Annotated in this window: 18 protein-coding genes and 1 pseudogene; 11 read left to right on the forward strand and 8 right to left on the reverse strand. The window is 68.8% G+C overall.

Translation table 11 applies throughout. The features are described 5' to 3' along the window. The first annotated feature begins 28 nt into the window (after positions 1-28). A complete protein-coding gene (gene argH / locus D472_RS0118790) occupies positions 29-1,447 on the forward strand; it encodes an argininosuccinate lyase (protein ID WP_017606013.1) in 1,419 nt (472 codons plus the stop codon). 115 nt (positions 1,448-1,562) lie between these two features. Here the strand turns inward: argH and D472_RS0118795 are convergent, their stop codons facing one another. The 5 genes from D472_RS0118795 to D472_RS0118815 all read right to left on the reverse strand — a co-directional run bounded on the left by D472_RS0118795 (position 1,563) and on the right by D472_RS0118815 (position 5,372). Then, positions 1,563-2,807, reverse strand: coding sequence for a Dyp-type peroxidase (locus D472_RS0118795; protein WP_017606014.1), 1,245 nt, complete (start codon positions 2,805-2,807; stop codon positions 1,563-1,565). After that, complete coding sequence (locus D472_RS0118800) at positions 2,807-3,361, reverse strand: copper chaperone PCu(A)C (protein ID WP_017606015.1); 555 nt, start codon at positions 3,359-3,361, stop codon at positions 2,807-2,809. The genes D472_RS0118795 and D472_RS0118800 overlap by 1 nt, the downstream gene beginning before the upstream one ends. Beyond that, on the reverse strand, positions 3,358-3,978 hold the full coding sequence (locus D472_RS0118805; protein WP_017606016.1) for a copper resistance CopC family protein: 621 nt from the start codon (positions 3,976-3,978) through the stop codon (positions 3,358-3,360). Before D472_RS0118805 ends, D472_RS0118800 begins: the two co-directional genes overlap by 4 nt. A gap of 113 nt (positions 3,979-4,091) precedes the next feature. Then, positions 4,092-4,649, reverse strand: coding sequence for an RNA polymerase sigma factor (locus D472_RS25940; RefSeq protein WP_017606017.1), 558 nt, complete (start codon positions 4,647-4,649; stop codon positions 4,092-4,094). Positions 4,650-4,805: 156 nt separating this feature from the next. Continuing rightward, positions 4,806-5,372, reverse strand: a complete 567-nt coding sequence (locus D472_RS0118815) for a hypothetical protein (RefSeq protein WP_017606018.1) — start codon at positions 5,370-5,372, stop codon at positions 4,806-4,808. A gap of 383 nt (positions 5,373-5,755) precedes the next feature. Here D472_RS0118815 and D472_RS0118820 point away from each other — a divergent pair, with 383 nt between their 5' ends. The 9 genes from D472_RS0118820 to D472_RS25945 all read left to right on the forward strand — a co-directional run bounded on the left by D472_RS0118820 (position 5,756) and on the right by D472_RS25945 (position 15,892). Then, positions 5,756-8,347 (forward strand): sensor histidine kinase, encoded by a 2,592-nt coding sequence (locus D472_RS0118820; protein ID WP_017606019.1) that lies wholly within the window; start codon positions 5,756-5,758, stop codon positions 8,345-8,347. A 1-nt stretch (position 8,348) separates the two neighbouring features. Next, a complete protein-coding gene (locus D472_RS0118825; protein WP_017606020.1) occupies positions 8,349-8,783 on the forward strand; it encodes a roadblock/LC7 domain-containing protein in 435 nt (144 codons plus the stop codon). Next, positions 8,780-9,280, forward strand: a complete 501-nt coding sequence (locus D472_RS27745; protein ID WP_017606021.1) for a DUF742 domain-containing protein — start codon at positions 8,780-8,782, stop codon at positions 9,278-9,280. Before D472_RS0118825 ends, D472_RS27745 begins: the two co-directional genes overlap by 4 nt. Next, positions 9,261-9,863, forward strand: coding sequence for a GTP-binding protein (locus D472_RS0118835; protein ID WP_017606022.1), 603 nt, complete (start codon positions 9,261-9,263; stop codon positions 9,861-9,863). Before D472_RS27745 ends, D472_RS0118835 begins: the two co-directional genes overlap by 20 nt. 148 nt (positions 9,864-10,011) lie before the next feature. Beyond that, on the forward strand, positions 10,012-10,929 hold the full coding sequence (locus D472_RS0118840; RefSeq protein ID WP_017606023.1) for a sirohydrochlorin chelatase: 918 nt from the start codon (positions 10,012-10,014) through the stop codon (positions 10,927-10,929). A 254-nt stretch (positions 10,930-11,183) separates the two neighbouring features. After that, on the forward strand, positions 11,184-13,412 hold the full coding sequence (locus D472_RS0118845; RefSeq protein WP_017606024.1) for a sensor histidine kinase: 2,229 nt from the start codon (positions 11,184-11,186) through the stop codon (positions 13,410-13,412). Beyond that, positions 13,402-13,914 carry a DUF742 domain-containing protein gene (locus D472_RS27750; protein WP_017606025.1) on the forward strand — a complete coding sequence of 171 codons (513 nt, stop codon included), beginning with the start codon at positions 13,402-13,404 and terminating at the stop codon, positions 13,912-13,914. Before D472_RS0118845 ends, D472_RS27750 begins: the two co-directional genes overlap by 11 nt. An 85-nt stretch (positions 13,915-13,999) precedes the next feature. After that, positions 14,000-15,220 (forward strand): L-2-hydroxyglutarate oxidase, encoded by a 1,221-nt coding sequence (gene lhgO, locus D472_RS0118855; RefSeq protein WP_017606026.1) that lies wholly within the window; start codon positions 14,000-14,002, stop codon positions 15,218-15,220. Positions 15,221-15,373: 153 nt separating this feature from the next. Next, positions 15,374-15,892 (forward strand): hypothetical protein, encoded by a 519-nt coding sequence (locus D472_RS25945; RefSeq protein ID WP_017606027.1) that lies wholly within the window; start codon positions 15,374-15,376, stop codon positions 15,890-15,892. 111 nt (positions 15,893-16,003) lie between these two features. Here D472_RS25945 and D472_RS26880 read toward each other — a convergent pair. From D472_RS26880 to D472_RS0118875, 3 genes and pseudogenes are all read right to left on the reverse strand, one after another. Next, positions 16,004-16,745 (reverse strand): annotated as a pseudogene (locus D472_RS26880) (GmrSD restriction endonuclease domain-containing protein). A 165-nt stretch (positions 16,746-16,910) separates the two neighbouring features. After that, complete coding sequence (locus D472_RS0118870) at positions 16,911-17,489, reverse strand: TetR/AcrR family transcriptional regulator (protein ID WP_017606028.1); 579 nt, start codon at positions 17,487-17,489, stop codon at positions 16,911-16,913. Then, positions 17,482-18,303 carry an alpha/beta fold hydrolase gene (locus D472_RS0118875; RefSeq protein WP_017606029.1) on the reverse strand — a complete coding sequence of 274 codons (822 nt, stop codon included), beginning with the start codon at positions 18,301-18,303 and terminating at the stop codon, positions 17,482-17,484. Before D472_RS0118875 ends, D472_RS0118870 begins: the two co-directional genes overlap by 8 nt. A 234-nt stretch (positions 18,304-18,537) precedes the next feature. On the opposite strand from D472_RS0118875, the gene tyrS reads away from it, so the two are divergent. Beyond that, positions 18,538-19,839 (forward strand): tyrosine--tRNA ligase, encoded by a 1,302-nt coding sequence (gene tyrS, locus D472_RS0118880; RefSeq protein WP_017606030.1) that lies wholly within the window; start codon positions 18,538-18,540, stop codon positions 19,837-19,839. Positions 19,840-20,208: the final 369 nt, after the last annotated feature.

The raw sequence follows: 20,208 nt of genomic DNA on the forward strand, positions 1-20,208 counted from the left end.
ACCCGAAACTTTCACCGAGGAGAACACCATGGCCGACCAGCCCGAGGCCCTGCGCCTGTGGGGCGGCCGCTTCGAAGGCGGACCGGACCAGGCCCTGGCCCGCCTGTCGCTGAGTACCCACTTCGACTGGCGTCTGGCTCGCCACGACATCGCGGGATCGCGCGCCCACGCCCGGGCCTTGCACCGAGCCGGCCTGCTCAGCGCCGACGAACTCGATCGGATGCTCGAAGGGCTGGACCGGCTGGAGGCCGACGTGGCCTCGGGGGAGTTCACCCCCGTGCTGGAGGACGAGGACGTGCACACCGCGCTGGAACGCGGCTTCCTGGAGCGGGTCGGTCCCGAACTCGGTGGGCGTCTGCGCGCCGGACGTTCCCGCAACGACCAGATCGCCACCCTGGTCCGGATGTACCTGCGTGAAGAGGCCCGCTCCATCGCCGACCAGTTGCTGGACCTGGTGCGCGCCTTGGCCGACCAGGCCGGTGCCCATCCCGAGGCGGCCATGCCCGGCCGGACCCACCTCCAGCACGCTCAGCCGGTCCTGCTGGGTCATCAGCTGATGGCGCACGCCTGGCCACTGATCCGCGACGTCGAACGGCTCCGCGACTGGGACCGCCGTGCCGCCGTGTCCGCCTACGGTTCCGGGGCCTTGGCCGGCTCTTCGCTGGGCCTGGACCCCGAGGAGGTCGCCGCCGAACTCGGGTTCCCGGCCTCGGCGGACAACTCCATCGACGGCACCGCCGCGCGTGACGTGGTCGCCGAGTTCGCCTTCGTCACGGCGATGATCGGCGTGGATCTGTCCCGCCTGTCCGAGGAGATCATCCTCTGGGCCACCAAGGAGTTCTCCTTCATCACCCTCGATGACGCCTTCTCCACCGGTTCCTCGATCATGCCGCAGAAGAAGAACCCCGACGTGGCCGAACTCGCTCGTGGCAAGGCGGGGCGTCTGGTCGGTGACCTGACGGGTCTGCTCACCACCTTGAAGGGTCTGCCGCTGGCCTACAACCGGGACCTCCAAGAGGACAAGGAGCCGGTCTTCGACGCCGTGGACAGCCTTCACCTGCTGCTGCCCGCCATGACCGGCATGGTCGCCACCTTGACCTTCCACACCGACCGGATGGCCGAACTCGCCCCGCAGGGCTTCTCCCTGGCCACCGACATCGCCGAGTGGTTGGTGCGTGAGCGGGTGCCCTTCCGAGAGGCCCACGAGATCGCCGGAACCTGCGTGCGGGTGTGCGAGGAGCGCGGCATCGACCTGCCCGACCTGAGCGACGCCGACTTCGCGAAGATCTCCGAGCACCTCACGCCGAAGGTCCGGGAGGTGCTGACCGTGGCCGGTTCCCTGGCCTCCAGGGTGGGCAAGGGAGGTACCGCTCCGGTGCGCGTCGCCGAGCAGTTGGAACGACTGCGCGCGGCCATCGCCGAGCACCGCGAGGGCTTCGTCGCCTGACCCTTCGGCCGAGCACGTGGGCCCCGGCCGGGTGGTCGTGAGTGATCGACCCCCGGCCGGGGCCGGTTCCGTTCAAGAGGGTGGTCGGATAGCCGATCGCCTACCCGATGCCCGCTCAGGACTCGAACAGGCCCTGTCCCACGAAGCCGCCCTCCTCGCAGCCCGGTGGGATGGCGAAGACGGCCGACCCGATGTGGGTGATCCATTCGTTGAGCAGGTCCAACTCGTCCAGGCGTCGCTGGATGGGGACGAACTGACGCTCCGGATCCCGCTGATAGCAGGCGAACAGTAGGCCGGCCCCTTCCGTCTCCGACTCGTAGTTGTAGGCCCGCCGGAAGATTCGTTCTTCGGAGTCTGGCGAACGGGCCCGGCGGATGTGCGCGTACTCGGCGATGACCGGAAAACCCAGTGGTGTCATCGCCTCCAGGTCGGGTTCGTCGTGCTCCTCGGTTCCGGTGAGGGGTGCGCCGTTGTCCAAACGGCGCCCGACCGAATCCTCCCGACCGGGCCGATCCAGCCGATCCCACCCTTCCAGATCCATCGCGATCCGGCGCAACACCATGGCCGTCCCCCCTTGAAGCCACTCCGGCGCGTCGTCACCGCACCACACGAGGGAATCGAACCCCTCCTCCTCCGGTGCGGGATTCACGGTGCCATCGACCTGCCCGAAGAGGTTGCGCATGGTCGTCCCCGAGGGCTCGGCCCCGTAGGAACGCCGAAAACCCTCCTGGGACCAGCGCACCGTTCCGAAGGCCCGCGTGTCCTTGCCGAGCATGCGGGCGGCGTGCGAAAGCGTCAACGGATCATCGCAGCAGACCTGGAGCAGGAGATCGCCGTGCGACCAGCGTTCCTCCAACCGGTCGGTCGTAAAGTCCGGCAACGGCTTCAGCCACGCCGGGATGGCGCCGGGATCGACCCGTTCGACCAACCCCGGGCCGAAACCGAAGGTGATGGTCAGCCCTGAGGGGGCCGCCGCGAGCTCGGGTTCGGTGTCGGCCAGCGCGGCCCTGCCCTGGGTCAACCTGGCGGCGTCATCGGAGAGCAGCGACAGCAAACGCCGCACCCCATCGGCGTCCACGTCCTTGTTCAAGTCGACGCCGATGAAGCGGGCGTGGGCCTGGGGCGGGGTCGCCACCCCGCTCTGGTGGGCACCGTGGAAGGGGTGGACGCGCTCACCGTGCGGCCGGGCGGCCCCCGCCGGGTCGTCCGCACCGGGGTTCTCCACGGGGAAGCGCAGCGAACGGAACACGGTGTCGGCTCCGGTGAGCGCCGCCGCCCCCGCACCGGCCGCGGCCGCCCCTCCCCAAAGGACCTTCCTGCGTGAGGGTCCCCCGGGGCCGTGTCCTGGAAGCCTCGTCATCAGTGATCCTCGTGGTAGTTCTCGTTGGCGCCCTCGAAGTCCTTGACCGGGGCGGTGAACTCCTGGGTGGAACCGTCCTCGAATTCGAGGGTGAGGGCCACCTCCGTACCCGGCTCCAGGTCCTCGGACAAGCCCATGATCATGATGTGGTCGGCCCCCGGTGCGAGCTCGTGCTCGCCTCCCGCCGCCACGGAGAAACCACCTTCCTTCTCCCGCATGACCATGTTGCCGTCGTCCCCTGAGGCGACCTCGTGGAGTTCGACCACGTCGGAGATCTCCTCGGCGTACGCGGCGACGATGTCGGCTTGGGCCTCACCCTCGTTGATCAGTACGCCGAAGGCGGCGGTCATGCCTTCGTCGGCCCCGGCCGCCTTGACCCAGGGATCGGTGACGGTGAGCAGTGCGGCCTGGGCCCCTTCGGCCAGGTCCGTGGACGTTTCGGCCTGGGCCGTGGTGTCCTCCTCCGCCGTTTCGGAGGAGGCGCAGGCACCGAGCAGCAGGGTGGCGCCCACGGTGACGGGGGCCAGGAGGTGACGTGCGGTGTCGATGATCATCGGGTTTCCTTCTCACTCGGATCGGTGGGGTTCACCGTTGGCGCCGCCGGAGCGCTCGCTCGTCGAAGACGCAGCACGATGACGTACAGCAGGACTCCGCCCAAGGCGCCGATCAGGGCCAGGGCGCTGGTGCGAAGAGGTACGAAGGGGGTGGAGGCGTTCGATGCGTCGGCGGTGCCCTGATCGGAGGCGGTCTCGGCGGCGGGGGATCGCGCCTCGGCGGGCGCCGCGTCCAAGGCCGGAGGGGGAGGACCACCCTCGCCCACCTGGAACGTGAACGTCCCGCTGATCGGATGTCCGTCGCTGGAGACCACTCGCCAGCGAACCGCGTATCCCCCCTCGGGCACCTCCTCCAGGGTTCGGACGCTCACCTGGTGTCCATCGACCTCGGGTGCGCTGGTGGAGACCGTTTCGGCCCGTGGGTCCAGAACCACCACGGCGGTGGACACGTCCATCACCTCGCCGCTGAAGGTCAGCACGACCTCTTCGGGAGCGGAGGAGAGCACCTGTGTGTCCTCGGGGACCGTGGAGAGGAGGACGTCGTGTGCGGACGCCGGCGCCGGCACCGCTACCAGGAGGGCGACGGTGAGGCACAGGGTACGGACGACTCCGCGCATGGATGCTCCTTGTGAGGCCTGATGGGACCACCGGCATGGGAAGGAGTCGTCGGCGGGGCTCGGATGGTTCCCGCGAGTTCCCACGGTTTTTCGAAGCCGGCCGGCGGGGACGCTCATCGCGCCGCCCGAAGCATCCGCGTCAGGTCTCGCCTGGCACGCCAGACACGGGACCGTACGGTGCCCAGGGGGACGTCGAGCAGGTCCGCGATCTCCGCGTAGGACAGGCCCTCGACCCGTGCGAGGACGAACGCGCGGCGACGTTCCTCGGGGAGCTGGTCCACAAGGGACCGCAGGGCCAGGAATTCGTCGAAACGGCCCGCTTCGGACAGGGAGTACATCTCCTCCACGGCGGGGGAGTACTCCGTCCTCGGGGTACGGGCATGGGACCTGTAGCGGTCGGCGACGGTGTGTCGCGCCACCGAGAACAACCAGGAACGGACCGAGGACCGCCCCGCGTACCGGGGCAGGCCCAGCAGGGCACGCGAGAAGGTCTCCTGGGTCAGGTCCTCCACCCATTCGGGGGTCACCCGACCGGAGATGAAACGGGAAACGTCGTCCCTGGTGAGGGCGAAGAGTGATTCCAGGGCTTGGCGGTGTCCGGACTTGGCCCGTGTCACCAGGTGGTCCAACGTTTCGGTCGAAGCGTTCTCACTGTCGGTGAGGCAAGGCATGTGGGTCGTCTTCCGTCGATGTGCGAAAGCACCCCTCGGCTCGGCGCCACGGTGGCGCCGAGCATGGGCGGGGGTGTGCGGCATGGATTCGAGAAGGCAGGGCCAAGGGGCCGTGACCTTTGAGGAACGCGGGGGCGGCCTGGACCGGGTGGGGTCTCAGGTGACGGAAGACGCGGGTGGGCCGCGCAGGACCTGTGCGTGTCGCAGCAACAGGAGCCGGGGTGCTATCCAGGGCCGGTAGAACCAGACCCGTGTGCGTTCCCCAGAGCCCGGTGCCGCCGGCACACCGGTGATGATCAGGAACGGCAGGATCACCAGGGCCATGAATTCCAAGAAGGCGAAGAACGCCCGCTCTCCGCGATGCAGCCACCAAGCGCTCACCAGAGCGGAGAGCGTGTGCATGGCGATCATGGTCCACGCCGGAGCCCCGGCCCCGGCGTCCAGGGCTTGACCATGCGCGGAATGCCCAGGGCCGCCGGTGATCGTCAAAGCCATGTGCAGCGCGAACTGTCCCCAGAGCATGTATCCGGCCAGCTGCGGGCGGCTCAGGCGACGTGCGGAAGCGGCCCACGCCATGGCGTAGACCACCGCCATGCCGAGGAGTAGGCCGGCAAGTGCGACGTCGTCTCCGCTGCTCAAGGCGTGACCGTGCGCTGACAGGCCGGCGCAGACCAGGGTGAACACGCCGGCCCGAAGCGGACGACCTGCCTGGCTCTCGGACATCGCCCCCATGGTCGCACCCCGGAACCGACCACCCCCGGCGGGGTCATGTGAGTGCTCGGTCGATCAGGGCGAGAAGGGGTCGAAAACGCGCCTGATCGTCGATCGACGCGGTCCGCTCACGCCCGTGCCGGCCCTCCGAGTTCGTCGCGGAACCGCCCACGGGCGTTCGTACGGCCCCCTTCGGCGATCGCATCACCCGGCCGAGAACGGATTTCACACCCAATGTGGAATTCCCCCCACGTGGCTCCGGGGAGTGCGATAGCGTCCTGATGCTGTGGGCACCACACGTGTTCCCCCATGTGCGCACCGTGATAGCCCGAGCGGGAATCGCCATGCCAACGCGTGCCGTCCGGTGCCCGCGATCGAAGCCGGGGAGGGCCACAGTGGGACAGTCGGGAGGCGCGGGGCGCGGGATCAGGACGCAGCTCAACCGGATCGTGCTGATCCCCAGCATCACCTTTCTCGTCCTGTTCGTCATGCTCAGCGCGGGTACCCTCGCCCAGGCGATCTCCCTGCGCTCCTCGGTCTCCGAGGGACGGGCCGGGGCGGAGGTCACCGCCGTGCTCAGCGCACTCCAGCAGGAGCGCCGCCTGAGCGCCGAGTACATCGCCGACCCCTCCGAGGATCTTCGGCGGGGGCTGGTCGAGGCGGTCGAGGAGACCGCGACCGCCCTCGATCGGATGCGTGAGGTGCGCCCCACCCTGGAGGGCGACACGGCCGACCCCGTTTCGCAGGTGACGTCCTTCCTGGAGGACGTCGCGGCCGTGGAGGAGGTGCGCGCCGCCAACCTCACCGACACCGGTGACCTTCGAACGACCCTGGACGTCTACACCGAGGCCACTCGGTCGGGGATACGTCTGTACGAGCACACGGTGCGCGGCCTGGACGACTCCTCCGCCGCGATCGAGGCCACCACCACCGGTGATCTGCTCTGGATCCACGAGGGCTTCGGTCACGCCGACGCCCTGGTCAGCGCCGTGACGGCCGCGGGCGAGATGGCTCGACGGGACCAGGTCCGGATCGAGGCCCTGCGCTCGGACACGGCCGGTCGTCTGGAGACACTGGCGGAGGGCACCGAGGGCGAGGGCGCCACCGCGGCCACGCGCGTCCTCGACTCGGCGCACTGGGCACGTGCCATGGAGGTCACCGACACCCTGGTTCGGCACGAGAGTCCGATCGAGACCGACCCGATCACCGGACAACGGCTCCCCGACCAATCGGTGCCCACCGAACTCGGCGACTGGCGCGAGGCCGCCGACGAGGTCGACACGATCCTGGCCACCGCCGTCGCCGAACGCTCCCTGGCCGTGGTCGAGACCGCCGAGGACGCCAGTTCCTGGATGTTCAGTCTGGCCGTGGGGGGCGGTATCACCTCGCTGTTCGCCGGCACCGTCGCCTACGGCTTCGCCGCTCGTTCGGCAGGACGCCTCACCCACCGGCTGGCCACCCTGCGCGCCCAGACCCTGTCCATCGCGCGTACCGACCTGCCCCGGATCGTGCGCAGGTTGGAGGCGGGGGAGAGCGTGGACCTGGACACCGAGATGAAACAGCTCGACCACGGCACCGACGAGGTCGGCCAGGTCGCCGACGCCTTCAACATCGCACAACGCACCGCCGTGGCGGCAGCCATCAAACAGTCGGACATCCGTTCCGGAGTCAATCGCGTCTTCCTGAGCATCGCCCACCGCAACCAATCCCTGGTCCAACGCCAACTCCAACTCCTGGACCGAGTGGAACGCGAGGAGGAGGACCCCGATCTGTTGGAGAGCCTCTTCCAGCTCGACCACCTGGCCACCCGAGGGCGCCGGCACGCGGAGAACCTCATCATCCTGGGCGGCTCCCAACCCGGACGACGCTGGCGCCACCCCGTCCCGCTCATGGACATCATGCGCGGCGCCATCTCCGAGACCGACGAGTACGCCCGGGTCGAACTCACCTCGGTACCGGACCTGTCCCTGGTGGGCGCCGTGGTCGCCGACGTCATCCACCTGCTCGCCGAACTGGTGGAGAACGCCACCGCCTACTCGCCGCCGCACACCGACGTCACCATCGGCACCGAGAACGTTCCCAAGGGCGTGGTGATCGAGATCGAGGACCGTGGCCTGGGGATGACCGAGGACGTCCTGAACTGGGCGAACCGGACCCTGGCCGACGCCCCCGAGTTCGACATGATGACCTCCGGCACCGATGGGCGCCTGGGGCTGTTCGTCGTCGCGCGCCTGGCCCAAAAACACGACATCGGGGTGCAGTTGCGGCACTCGCCGTACGGGGGGACCAGGGCCGTGGTCCTCATTCCCAGCGCATTGGTGGCCGCCGGACCCACCGGGGGCCACGCCCGGGTCGCCGCCCTGGCCGGGGTAGCGGCGTCGCCCGAGGGAAGCGGTGACTCCGACCTCCTCACGGGGCACGCGGGGACCAGGCCCGTGCGGCCGATGTTGCGTTCGATACCCGGACGACCCGAAGCCTTTGAGGACGAGGCCGCCACGGGCGAAGACGAACCCGCTTCCGCGCCGGTGCTGCGTCAGGTCCCCGACCCCGAACCCGCGAACGAGGGAAGGGAGGGTCGACCGGCGCCCCTGCCTCGACGCAACCCTGGCCGGACCACCGGGTCCGGGGGTGGAACGGGCTTGCTCGTCGACCGGGGCGATCCGGGTGGGGCCGGTGGTGACTCGGCGACGGACCCCGACCGTGTCGGTGCCGGACCCGGCCGGGCGGGTCTGCCCCGGCGTAGGAAACAGGCCAGCCTGGCCCCTCCGCTTCGGGACGGTGTTCCCACCGAACCATGGTTCGCCGCGCCGGCCACGACCGCCACGGTGACTCAGCGCAGTCCGGAACAGGCACGCCACGTGATGGCCGCCTTCAGCGCCGGGACCCGGCGCGGTCGAGCCGAGGAACCGGACGGCGATGGATTCGGCCACAACAGTGATGACCAAGTCGGTGCCGCAGCCGACGAGCACACGGGAGAGAGCGACTGAGATGGTGGGCAAAAGCAAGGCCGCTGAAAACCTGGACTGGCTCTTGGACGACCTGGTCGATCGCGTCGTCGGCGCCGGCCACGCGATCGTCCTTTCGGCGGACGGGTTGTTGCTGGGACGCTCGCGTGGACTGGGAGCCGAGGACGCCGAACACCTGTCGGCCCTGGCCTCGGCCTTCCAGAGCCTGGCCCGGGGGACCGGGCGACACTTCGGTGGTGGTGACGTACGCCAGACGGTGGTGGAGATGGAACGCTCCTACCTGTTCGTCACCGCGGCTGGGGAAGGGGCCTGCCTGGCGGTGCTGGCCGCCGAGGACGCCGACGTGGGCCTGGTCGCCTACGAGATGAACCTCAGGGTCAAGCGGGTCGGCCAGTTCCTGACCGCCGCGCCCCGTCAGCCGGACCACCTCACGCCCATGGGGGGTGCCGGTTCATGAGCGGTGTCGGCAAACGCCGTAGACCGAACCCCTCCGGTGCGGTCCACGCCCGGGTGGAGGTCGAGCCCTCCCTCGAACCGAACCGAACCTGGCATCGTGGCCGTGGCCACCCCACCTCCGAGGGCCCAGCCACGGGTGTCACCACGGGGGACGCGCCGGCGGGTCCGCTCGTACGTCCCTACACCATGACCAAGGGGCGTACCCGCCCCACCGAACAGGGTGGACGGCTGGACCTGATCACGATCGTGATGGCCTCGCCCGGCCATGGTCGATGTCCCCGTGATCCCGAGCGCCAGGCCATCCTCGACCTGTGCCATCGCCCCATCTCGGTCGCGGAGATCTCCGCGCGCCTGGACATCCCACTGACCGTGATCAGGGTGCTCCTGGGCGACCTGTTGGCCGAGGGCGACGTGCACACTCGGGCGGCCACGCCCATGACCAAGCTTCCCGAGAAGAAAGTACTTCAGGCGGTACTCGATGGCATCCGCAGACTCTGAGAACCCGCAGGACCCACAGACGGCGATTCCCCACGCCGTCAAGATCATCGTCGCCGGTGGATTCGGGGCGGGTAAGACCACCCTGGTCGGCGCGGTCAGTGAGATCACCCCGCTGAGCACCGAGGAGGTGATGACCGAGGCCGGCTATGGGATCGATGACCTGGCGGGGGTGGAGAACAAGACCACCACCACCGTCGCCCTCGACTTCGGGCGTATCACTATCAATCCGGACATCGTGCTCTATCTCTTCGGTGCGCCCGGACAGGACCGCTTCTGGTTCATGTGGGACGAACTCGCCGAAGGGGCCTTGGGGGCGGTCGTCCTCGCCGACACCCGCAGACTCGACACCTGTTTCCACGCGGTCGACTTCTTCGAGCGGCGCGGCGTCCCCTTCGTGGTGGCGGTCAACCGTTTCGAGGGGGCCACCGCTTATGAGATGGCGGAGGTTCGGGAAGCGCTCGACCTATCGGACGGAGTGCCCGTGCTGATGGTGGACGCGCGTGAACGTGAATCCGCCAAGGAGACCCTCGTCTGTCTGGTGACCCACGTCATCGAGAGCCGTAGGCCCGCGATGAGCGGTTGAACCGGTCCCCGCCGGTCGAGCAGATGACCGAACCGGTATACGTTCAGGACGAACACCCCCTGAATGTGGTGTTGAACGCTACAATGTCGCGGCAGCGACCACCACTTCGTTCTCGAACACCCATCCGCCCTCTCGTCTGAATCCTGGTATGCGAAACTCTGACCGACTTCCCCCACGGGAACTGCCCAAGCGCCGCTCCGGACGTCACCGCAACCCGTTGTCCTTCGACAACTGGTTCGGTACCCCCGCCCTGATCATGGCGGTGCCGGGCACGGCCGAACAGGCTCAGGGGGCCGACGGTGAGTCGATCGGCGCCCGGATGGCCGACCTCGTTCGGGCCTACCGTCCCGAAGTCACCATCCGCTACGGACACATCGAAGGCGACCGGCAGACCCTGGCCGAGGCCCTGACCGACCTCGACGACGGTGAGGACCGTCCACTCTCCGGAGTCGTCGTACCGTTGGTCACCGCCCCGCACCCGGCCACCAGCGCCGCGATCGACGACGCCATGGCCCAGACCGGTGCCGACGTCCGTGTCACCGAAGGACTCGGCCCGCATCCGATGCTCGCCGAGGTACTCCACCTGCGCCTGGCCGAGGCCGGGTTCGTGCGAGCCGACCGAATGCGTCTGATCAGCGTCACCGCCCGCAACACCACCATGGCCGACGGCGTCATCGTCGGCGCGGTCGGTGGAGAGGGCGCCGTGGGAGCCGCAGGGGTGACCGCGGTCCTGCTCGCGGCCCGCCTGGGGCTGACCGTGCTGCCCGCGGACCTGGAGGACGAGGCCTCGATGGAGCAGGTCGTTTCCCACCTGCGTCAGGGCGGTAGCGTGCGGCCCGTCATCGCGCCCAGCGCGCTGGGGCCGGAGTTCCCGGCCGACCGGCTCGCGGACCTGGCCGAGCGTTTCGGTGCCCGCCCGGGTGCGGCCTTGGGTGCCGACAGCCTCCTCGGCAAGATCGCCGCCCTGCGTTACGCCGAGGTGCTGAACTCCCTGGGAGTGGAGCAACCTCCGACCGCCGAGGAGCTGCCCGCGCCGGTGGGTTCCCGACACCGCCCAGAGTCCTGAGGGCGCGACACGCCCCGCCAGGACTTCGAACAGGACCGCTCCGTGTACAGGGCGGTCCTGTTCCGTTTCCACCCCACTGAGCTGGGCGTTCATCCACTTAGCATCTTTGGGGTGAGATTTTCTTGCCCACACTCATAACGCATTGTGATTATTAGACAACTAAGAGCAATGTTTTTCGGTAGCCTCTGCATGACCGAAAGCCGCCGTGGCATCGCCTCCCGCGATCCTCGGCACCCGCACGGGCTGGAGGGGCCATGCGAAAAACCCACGCGTCCACTCGGACGATCCGCGGACAAATCACCCGCATCGTGCTCATTCCGAGCTTGTGTTTCCTCGCGCTCTGGCTGATCGTCACGAGCATCGGGGCAGTCCAGAGTGCCCAACAGATGAGAGCCGTCGGGCAGACGCGCCAAGGCACCGAGGTCCTCTCGGCCGCCATGGCGGAGCTCCGCGCCGAACGTCGCCTGTCCATGGCGCACCTGGGCGCCCAGGACGGCGGGGAGACCTCGACGGTCCAAGAGGACCTGGACCGACAACGCACCCGGAGCGACGAGGCCGTCGAGAACGCGGCCGCCCTGGTCGCCGAACTCGACGGTGGAGACGACCAAGAACTCCGGCAAGGCGCCGAAGAGGTGCTCAAGGCCCCCGAGGAACTCACGAGGCTGCGAGGGGCGGTCGACGAGCACACGTTGGGCCGCGACGAGGTCCTGGTCGCCTACGGCGGCCTCATCGACTCACTCCAGACCACCTCCATCGCCCTGATCCACACCACCGACGGTGGGGAGAACCTCGCCGACGCCGTCCTGGCCCGTGAGCTGGTCAACGCGCGAGAGGACTACGCGACCGCCGACGCACTCCTGACCGGCGTCATCGCCGCCGGACGGATGACCTACGAGGAGACGGCGCACTTCACCTTCCTCACCGCCTCCTACCGCGCCACCCTGGACGGCGCGATCCACACGATGCCCTCCGCACTGCGAAGTGACTACGAGGCCATCACCCAGGAGGCCTCCTGGATGGAGGCCGAACGACTGGCTCGGCGCGTGGTCACCCGGCCACCGGTCGCCGAGGGGGTCGACGCGGCCGAGGGCGAACCACTGAGCGAATGGAACTCCACGGTGGAGGTGGAGGCCGACGAATGGGACGCCTCCTCCACCCCCTCCATCGAGGCCCTGGACACCCTGACCAAAGCCCAGACCGAACACACCGTCGACCTGGCCTGGAACGCCTCGCTCCTACGGATGTGGCTGTACGCGGCCGGGGCCGCACTCAGCCTGCTCGGTGGCGCGATCGCCATCGCCCTCGTGGGCCGCTCCTCCCGCCGCCTGAGCGGACGTCTTTCGGCACTGCGCGAACAGATCCTGGAACGAGACCTGGACCTGCCCGACATCATCGAACGGGCGCAACATGGCCACAAGGTCGACGTCGTCGACGAACTTCCGCCCTTGGACGAACAGGGTGACGACGAGATCGGCCAGGTCGCCGAAGCCTTCGACAGCGCCCAGATCACCGCGGTCGAGGCCGCCGTCCGCCAAGCGGAGATCCGTCGCGGCGCCAACCGCGCCTTCCTGGGCATCGCCTTTCGCAACCAGGCCCTGCTCCAACGCCAGCTACGTCTGCTCGACGAGATCGAGTACAACGAACAGGACCCCCAGGCCCTGCGCCGACTCTTTCGCCTGGACCACCTGGCGACCCGGGCCCGACGCTACGCGGACAACCTCATCATCCTCGGCGGTGGCCAGTCCGTCCGCCGCTGGCGCCAACCCCGGCCCCTGCTGGACGTGCTGCGCGCGGCCATCGCCGAGACCGAGGACTTCGAGCGGGTCCGACTCACCTCGGCGCCCCGCGTGCTCATACACGGCCAGGCGGTCGCCGACATCGTCCACCTGCTCGCCGAACTGGTCGAGAACGCCACCCAGTTCTCCCCGACCGGAACCCCGGTGGACGTCGGCTGCGCACCGACCGGTGGCGGGCTCTTGGTGGAGATCGAGGACCGGGGTCTGGGCATGTCCGAACAGGGCTACGCGGCCGCCGAACGCACCCTCACGCAGCCTCCGGAGTTCGACGTGATGGCGCTGCCAGACGAGCCACGCCTGGGCCTGTTCGTCGTGGCCCGTCTCGCCGAACGCCACGGAGTTCGGGTCTGGCTCCGTCCCTCGCCCTACGGGGGCACCCGAGCCATCGCCCTGATCCCCGACCGACTGCTCGAACCCGTGGACAACCCGCTCACGGTCTCCGGGGCCGCCGACATCGTCATCCCCGTCCCTCCGGGACACCCCACGGGGACGGGCCCGGTGCCGAACCAGCCCGTGCCCGACCACTTGGTACCGAGCCACCCGGTACCCGGTCACATCACCCCCCACCGGGCCGGTGCCTTCGGGGCACGTCATTCCTCCCAGCCCTCCGGCCCCAACGGTCACTCGGGTCCCGACGGAAGAACGCCCTTCCCGCCACAGACACCAGGAGGAAACCGTGAACGTTGAGGACCGTCAGGTCGAGGGCCGCCACGCCCACCGTTGGGGACACGGAACGCGTGGCGCCCACGGGGCACATGGCACGCATGGCGCACGCGGCACGCACAGGACACATGCGACCACCGGAACCGAGGACCACCACACCCATGAGGAGAGCGCGGAGAACGAACGCTTCCTGCGCCCCTACGCCATCGAGGCCGGCACCCTGGAACAGATCGCGCAGCCGGACATCCGGCCCACCGAGATCGAACTGCTCACCTTGGTCATGGCGGCCAGGAACCCGGGCGGACGGGAATGGCTCAGACCCGAACGCGAGGCCATCCTCAACCACGCCCTGAGCGCCCGAACGGTCGCCGAGCTCGCGGCGGAGGTAGCCCTGCCCGTGGGCCAGGTCAGGGTCATGGTCGCCGAGATGCTCTCCGAAGGGTCCCTTCAACGCTGCGGACCTTCACGAGACCTGGAGCGTCAGGACATCCTGCACGCCGTCCTGGTCGGCCTGCGCGCCCTCTGACCGCCGGGGTGGCCCCGACCCTCGGGTCCGGGGTGCCCGCACCCGCCGCCCGGTACTCGCTCCAGGCGTTGCTAGCGTGCAGCCCATGCGCAGCACCGAACACATCGGCATCATCGGGGCGGGGATCATCGGCCTGGCCCTGGCCCGTCACATCACCCTCCACCGTCCCGGCAGTAGGGTCACCGTCCTGGAGAAGGAGGACCGAGTCGCCGCGCACCAGACCGGCCACAACAGCGGGGTCGTCCACGCCGGTCTCTACTACCGACCCGGATCGCTCAAAGCCACCCTGTGCCGTCGCGGTGTGGCCCTGCTTCGTGAGTACTGCGCCGAGTTCGACCACCTGCCCTACCAAGAGGTGGGCAAGCTCCTCGTGGCCGTGGACGCCGAGGAGGAGGCCCGCCTCGACGACATCGCGCGTCGGGCCCAGGAGAACGGGGTCCCCGGCCTCACCCGGCTCGGTCAGGAGGGGATCCGCGAGATCGAACCCCACGCGGCCGGCCGGGCCGCACTGTACTCGCCCACCACCGCCATCACCGACTTCGTCGCGATCGCCGAGGAATTCGCCGACGACGTCCGCCGCCTCGGGGGCAGAGTCCTGCTCAACACACCCGTCGTGGACCTACGCCAGGACCACGACGGTGCCGAGGCCCTGGTCGTCGACCCCCACGGGGAACGCACGATCCACCGCTTCGACCGGCTGGTGCTCTGCGGTGGCCTGCACAGCGATGGGCTCGCCCGTATGGCCGGAGCCGCCGCCGATCCCCGGATCGTGCCCTTCCGAGGCCATTACCACGAGGTCGTCCCCCAGCGCCGGGACCTGGTCCGCGGTCTCCTCTATCCGGTACCCGACCCCCGGTACCCCTTCCTCGGCGTCCATCTGACCCGTCACGTCCATGGTGAGGTCATGGCCGGCCCCAACGCGATCCTCGCCACCGCGTTGGAAGGCTATCGAGCCCAAGACCTGCACCTTCGCGAACTCGCGCGGACCCTGGCCTGGCCGGGATTTTGGAATCTGGCCCGACGTCACTGGACGGTGGGCGTCCGAGAGACCATCGTCTCGGCCTCCCGAACGGTGTTCGCCGCCCAAGCCCGCCGGTTGTTGCCCGAGATCACCGCCGCGGACCTGCGCCCGGCCCCTGCCGGGGTGCGTGCTCAAGCGCTCGGCAGGGACGGCTCCCTGCTCGATGACTTTCGGGTGGACACACATGGCCGGGTGATCTGTGTGCGCAACGCCCCCTCGCCCGCGGCGACCTCCTCCCTGGCGATCGCCGAGTTCCTGTACGACTCCCACATCGCCGGATACTGAGCCCGCGCGGCGGGTACCGTCCTGAACCGGCGCGAGGTGTGTCGGACCGAAGTTATCCACAGGTTCGAGGACACCCTGGTACCGGGCCACCGCCCGACCGACCATGGAAACCGGTGGCCCGGGACGGTCCCATGGTCACCGTCGGAGGTGACCATGTCCCTGACCAGGTGGGCCACGGCGGCGTTGACCGCCGTACTCGTGCTCGTGCTCGCGCCCGTGCTCACAGCGGCGGCTCCGGCCGTCGGACCTCGAGGAGGACCCTTGGACGGATTCACGATCGCGCACCTGCCCGCCCAGGTCGGGGCGCGGACCGCGCCGGCGGACTTCACCTACGAATGGGAGGACGTGTCCTTCACCTCACGGGTCTGGGAACAGGCCAAGGAGGGAGGGGGCTTCCAGGTGGTGCTCCAGGTCCTGGTACTGCGCGGCGACAAGCTCACCGACCTGGCCACGGCCCGCGAGTTCCTCACCCGCTACCACGAACGTGACCCCTCCACCTGGGAGCTCGGTGAGTTCGACCAGGGCACCGTCTTGGGCCTGTACGGCCGAGCCGAGGCGTTCTGGACCCCGGAGCCCGGAGTCGTGGTCGAGGTCCGCGACGCCTCCGGGCTCCTGGGGGAGGAGGCGATGCTCGCCACCGCCCGAGGGATCGTCGAGGGTGCCCCCGCCTGAACGTCCAGGCCCGGGGAAGGAACCCCGGGCCGGGCGCCGTGGGCGATGGGACAAGGCGTGATTCCGCCGGGAGGGATCACGGTGGATCCACGACAGGGTCGCCAGGAGGCATCAACAGCCCTCCAACACCTCACGCAGGGCGGCTTCCTCGTCCGGATCCACGGTCAGGTCCCACACGTGTTTGACCTCGATCCACGAGACCACGTAGTCACAGTGCGCGGACTCCAACGGCGGCAGCCAGTCCGACGGGGCCGCGTCACCCTTGGAACGGGTGNGAGGCGCTCACCGCCCACAGCTGGGAAGAGTCCAGGTCGTTGGCGAATTCCCGGCGTTGCTCGGTCGACCATTCGTGGGCGCCCGAACGCCACCCCTCCTTCAGGGCCACCATGTGGTCGATGTCGATGTCCTGCGCCTCATCGAAGGTCTCCCCGTCAAAGGCGCTGTACCAGCTGCCGGACACCGGCTGACAATTGTCGTCGGTCTCCACGTTCTCGCCGTCGCGCAAGAGCACCACCTGCCGGACGCTGCAGTTGTCCTCGACGTTGTCGTCCCAGTGTGGGAAGAGGGCCCGGTCGTAACCGGGCGGGTCGTGCTCCTCCTCGATCCGCAGCTCCTCCAGGCGCTCTCGGGCCTGGTCGACGTCGGAGGAGGAGGCGCCATCGGGGGACCCCTGGGAATCAGAGGTGGTTCCGCCACCACCGAGGTCGAGGTCGAGGTCGATCACACCGAATTGTTGCAACGCCACGACGGCGATGACGATGACACCGACCACCGAGCCGGCGAGGGCCGTCAGTTTGGACTTGGGCTTGCCACCGCCTCGACCGGATCCGGGCCGGGAGGACTTCTTCGACATGTGGGGGCCTCCAACATCTGTGTTCAGGGGATGATCAGGAACATCAAGCTTGACGCATCCTCTGGAACGACTGAAACCCAGGTCGTCATCGCCACCGCGAAGTGTCCGGCCGGCTCGACTGCCTCCCCACGGCTGAAGCCAGGGGTCCGTGCCGCTGAGAACCGATCAGTCATCTCCCCGAGCGGGCCACTGCTGGAGTACGCGCACGAACCCCTCGACCAGCAGCGTGTAGCTCTCGTCGACGCTCTCCGGCATACCGAAACCGCCGTGGGTCTCCAGGTCGATGAATCCGTGCAGGGCACTGCGCAACGCCCTGATCGTGTGGACCATCCGCTCCTGGGGGATGTCGAAGCCACGCAGGACGGAGGCGATGACCTCGACCGGCCGGGCGAACTCGGCCTGGGCCTCGGGGTCGTTCAACCGAGGCGCCCGCTGGAGTGCCGTGTAACGTCCGGGATGCTCGTGCGCGTAACCACGGTAGGCCTCGAAGAGGGCGTGTACCGCTCTGCCTCGCGAACGGCCCACCGCAGCCGCGCTCAGCCGTTCGGTGAGGTCGTCCACGGCTGCCAGTGCCACCCTTCGGTGCAGCTCGTCCAACCCGGCGACGTGCTTGTACAGACTGGGTGTGGCCACCCCGAAGCGTTTGGCCACCGCGGCGAGCGAGAGCGCGTCGAACCCCTTCTCGTCGCACAATCGGGAGGCCTCGGCCACCACCAGTTCGGGGGTCAGCCCGGCCCTAGCCATCGACGACCACCCGCTCGATGAGGTCGAGCAGGACGGGAGCCACCACGTCGGGGCGCTGGGACTGTGGGTAGTGGCCGCAGTCAGGGACCATGACCAGACGGCCATCGACGACCGAGGCCACCCACCGGGCCTCGGCGTGAGGGTCCTTCCAGTCGGGGTCCAGCTCTCCCATGATCACGACGGCCTCGGCCGACATCCCCTCGGCCCGGTCCACGGTCTCGTTGGGCGCGTCGATGGTCTTGCGGATCGCCCGATAGCGGTCGATGGGGCGCAGCATCCGCAGGATTCTCTCCTTCTGTTCCCGGTGCCCCTCGGGCGTACGTCCGGAGTGCAGCCTGTCGTAGAAGAGGGTGAGCGCGCGGGGTGCCCAGGGGCGGGTCAGCAGGAGCTTCAGCATGAGGCGCTCGACCGGGTTCGGTGTGCCCGGACGCAGGAAGGGACCGAGCAGGGCGATCCCGGCCACCAGGTCGGGTCGGTCGATGGCGGCAATGGTCACGGCGGCGGCGCCCATCGAGTTGCCGACCATGACAGTCGGCCTTGCCTCTCCACCCGCGCCGAGTTCCTCGGCCAGAGCGATCGCGTCGCTCGAGGCGGCACGGCTGTCGTAGGAGTCGAAGGTGGTGTCGCTGTCCCCATGCCCGCGCAGGTCCATGACGGCGACCCGGTGACCGGTGGCGGCCAGGGCCCGGCCGAGGGAGTGGAAGGAGGCGCGGTGGTCGAACATGCCGGGGACACAGACCACGAGGAGGCCGGTGTCGTCGGGGCCGTAGAGGTCGTAGGAGATCCGGCCCTCGGGGCGTTGGAGGTGTCGCATGACGGTACTTCCCCACTTGAGGCTAATCTCTATAACTAAAAAGCTAACCCCATTAGCCAATGGGGTCAAGGAGTGGTGTCAAAGGACCGGGGCTGGGAGGGCGAGGGCGCGATGGCCGAGCCCGATAGCGTGGCGGTGACAGGGAGAACCGGGTGAGCCACCCGGTGGGCCGCCTAGACTGCTAGGCAGATCGGGCCGTGGGGCCCGCCTATCTATCCGACAGAGAGTTACACAGTGATCGACATCATCGACGAACTCCAGTGGCGCGACCTCATCGCGCAAACGACCGACCTTGACGCACTCCGCAAGGCGCTGGCCGATGGTCCGATCACCCTCTATTGCGGGTTCGACCCCACCGCGGGCAGCCTGCACGTCGGCCACCTCACCCAGGCGCTCACCCTGGCCCGGTTCCAGCAGGCGGGTCACCGGCCGATCGCTCTGGTCGGTGGAGGCACCGGTCTCATCGGTGACCCCAAGCCCAACGCCGAGCGGCAGATGAACTCGGTGGAGACGGTCCGCGGCTGGGTCGACAACCTCGCCGGCCAGCTATCGTCCTTCCTGCGTTTCACCCCCGAGGGGGAGGAGGCCGAGCCCACCGACGCCATCCTCGTCAACAACGGCGACTGGCTCGGGGAGATCAACGCGATCGAGCTGCTGCGCGATGTCGGCAAGCACTTCAGCATCAACCAGATGCTGGCCCGGGAGACCGTCAAGAGCCGACTCGACGGCGATGGCATGAGCTACACCGAGTTCAGCTACGTGTTGCTCCAGTCCTACGACTACGTGGAGCTGTACCGGCGCTATGGCTGCGTTCTGCAGACCGGGGGTTCCGACCAGTGGGGCAACATCACCGCGGGTCTGGACCTGGTCCGCCGCATGGAGGGCAACGAGCCGTACGGCCCGGCACACGCCCTGACCACGAACCTGCTCACCAAGGCCGATGGCACCAAGTTCGGCAAGACCGAGTCCGGCACCGTCTGGCTCGACCCCGAGCTCACCTCGCCGTACGCCTTCTACCAGTTCTGGTTCAACGCCGACGACCGTGACGTGATCCGCTACCTCAAGGTGTTCACCTTCCTGTCCCAGGAGGAGATCGCCGACCTGGAGCGTCAGACCCAGGAGCGCCCCCAGGCCCGGGCCGCCCAGCGCACCCTCGCCGAACAGCTCACCACGCTGGTCCATGGTGAGGAGGAGACCCGCAAGGTCAAGGACGCCAGCCTGGCGCTCTTCGGCCGAGCGAACCTGTCCGAGCTGGACGCGCGCACCCTGGAGTCCGCACTGGCCGAGGTGCCCAAGACCGAGGTGGCGGGCCCCGTCACGGAGTTGCTCGTTACCGACCTGTTCGCCCAGAGCGGGCTGACCCCGAGCAAGTCGGCGGCCCGCCGCGCCATCCAGGAGGGCGGGGCGTACGTGAACAACGTCAAGGTCACCGACATCGACGCCAAGCTGAGCGCCGACGACGTGCTCCAAGAGCGCTTCGTGGTTCTGCGCAAGGGCAAGCGCAACATCGGCGGTGCCGTTTTGCGGGGCGAGTGACCCAGGCGGTCCAGGGGTCGGCTTCCAACGGGAGGTCGGCCCCTTCGCGTGTGGGGACTGCCCAGGTGCGTCCGGCCTCCAGGCCGTTCCGGCGCGGCCCGTTTCAAGGAAAGGTTTTCCTTGGGCATGACGAGGGCAAGATGTACCATGGCTAGTGACAACCGACGTCACCACGCGGGCCCGACAGAGGGCTTCGCGCACGTCGGGGCCTTGAGAAACAGCCCGTAACAGGGGGCGACCGAGGCCCGGATCGCCGAAGCGGCAATCGGTCCGGGTCCTGACTTGACGTCTGCCCTCGGTGTCCCTACACTCGAAAGAGTCGCTGCGGGACGGTGAGCGGAACCCCTCGGGTTCGAGCTCGGCACCGGG

Source organism: Nocardiopsis alkaliphila YIM 80379 (assembly GCF_000341005.1).
Lineage (GTDB): Bacteria > Actinomycetota > Actinomycetes > Streptosporangiales > Streptosporangiaceae > Nocardiopsis > Nocardiopsis alkaliphila.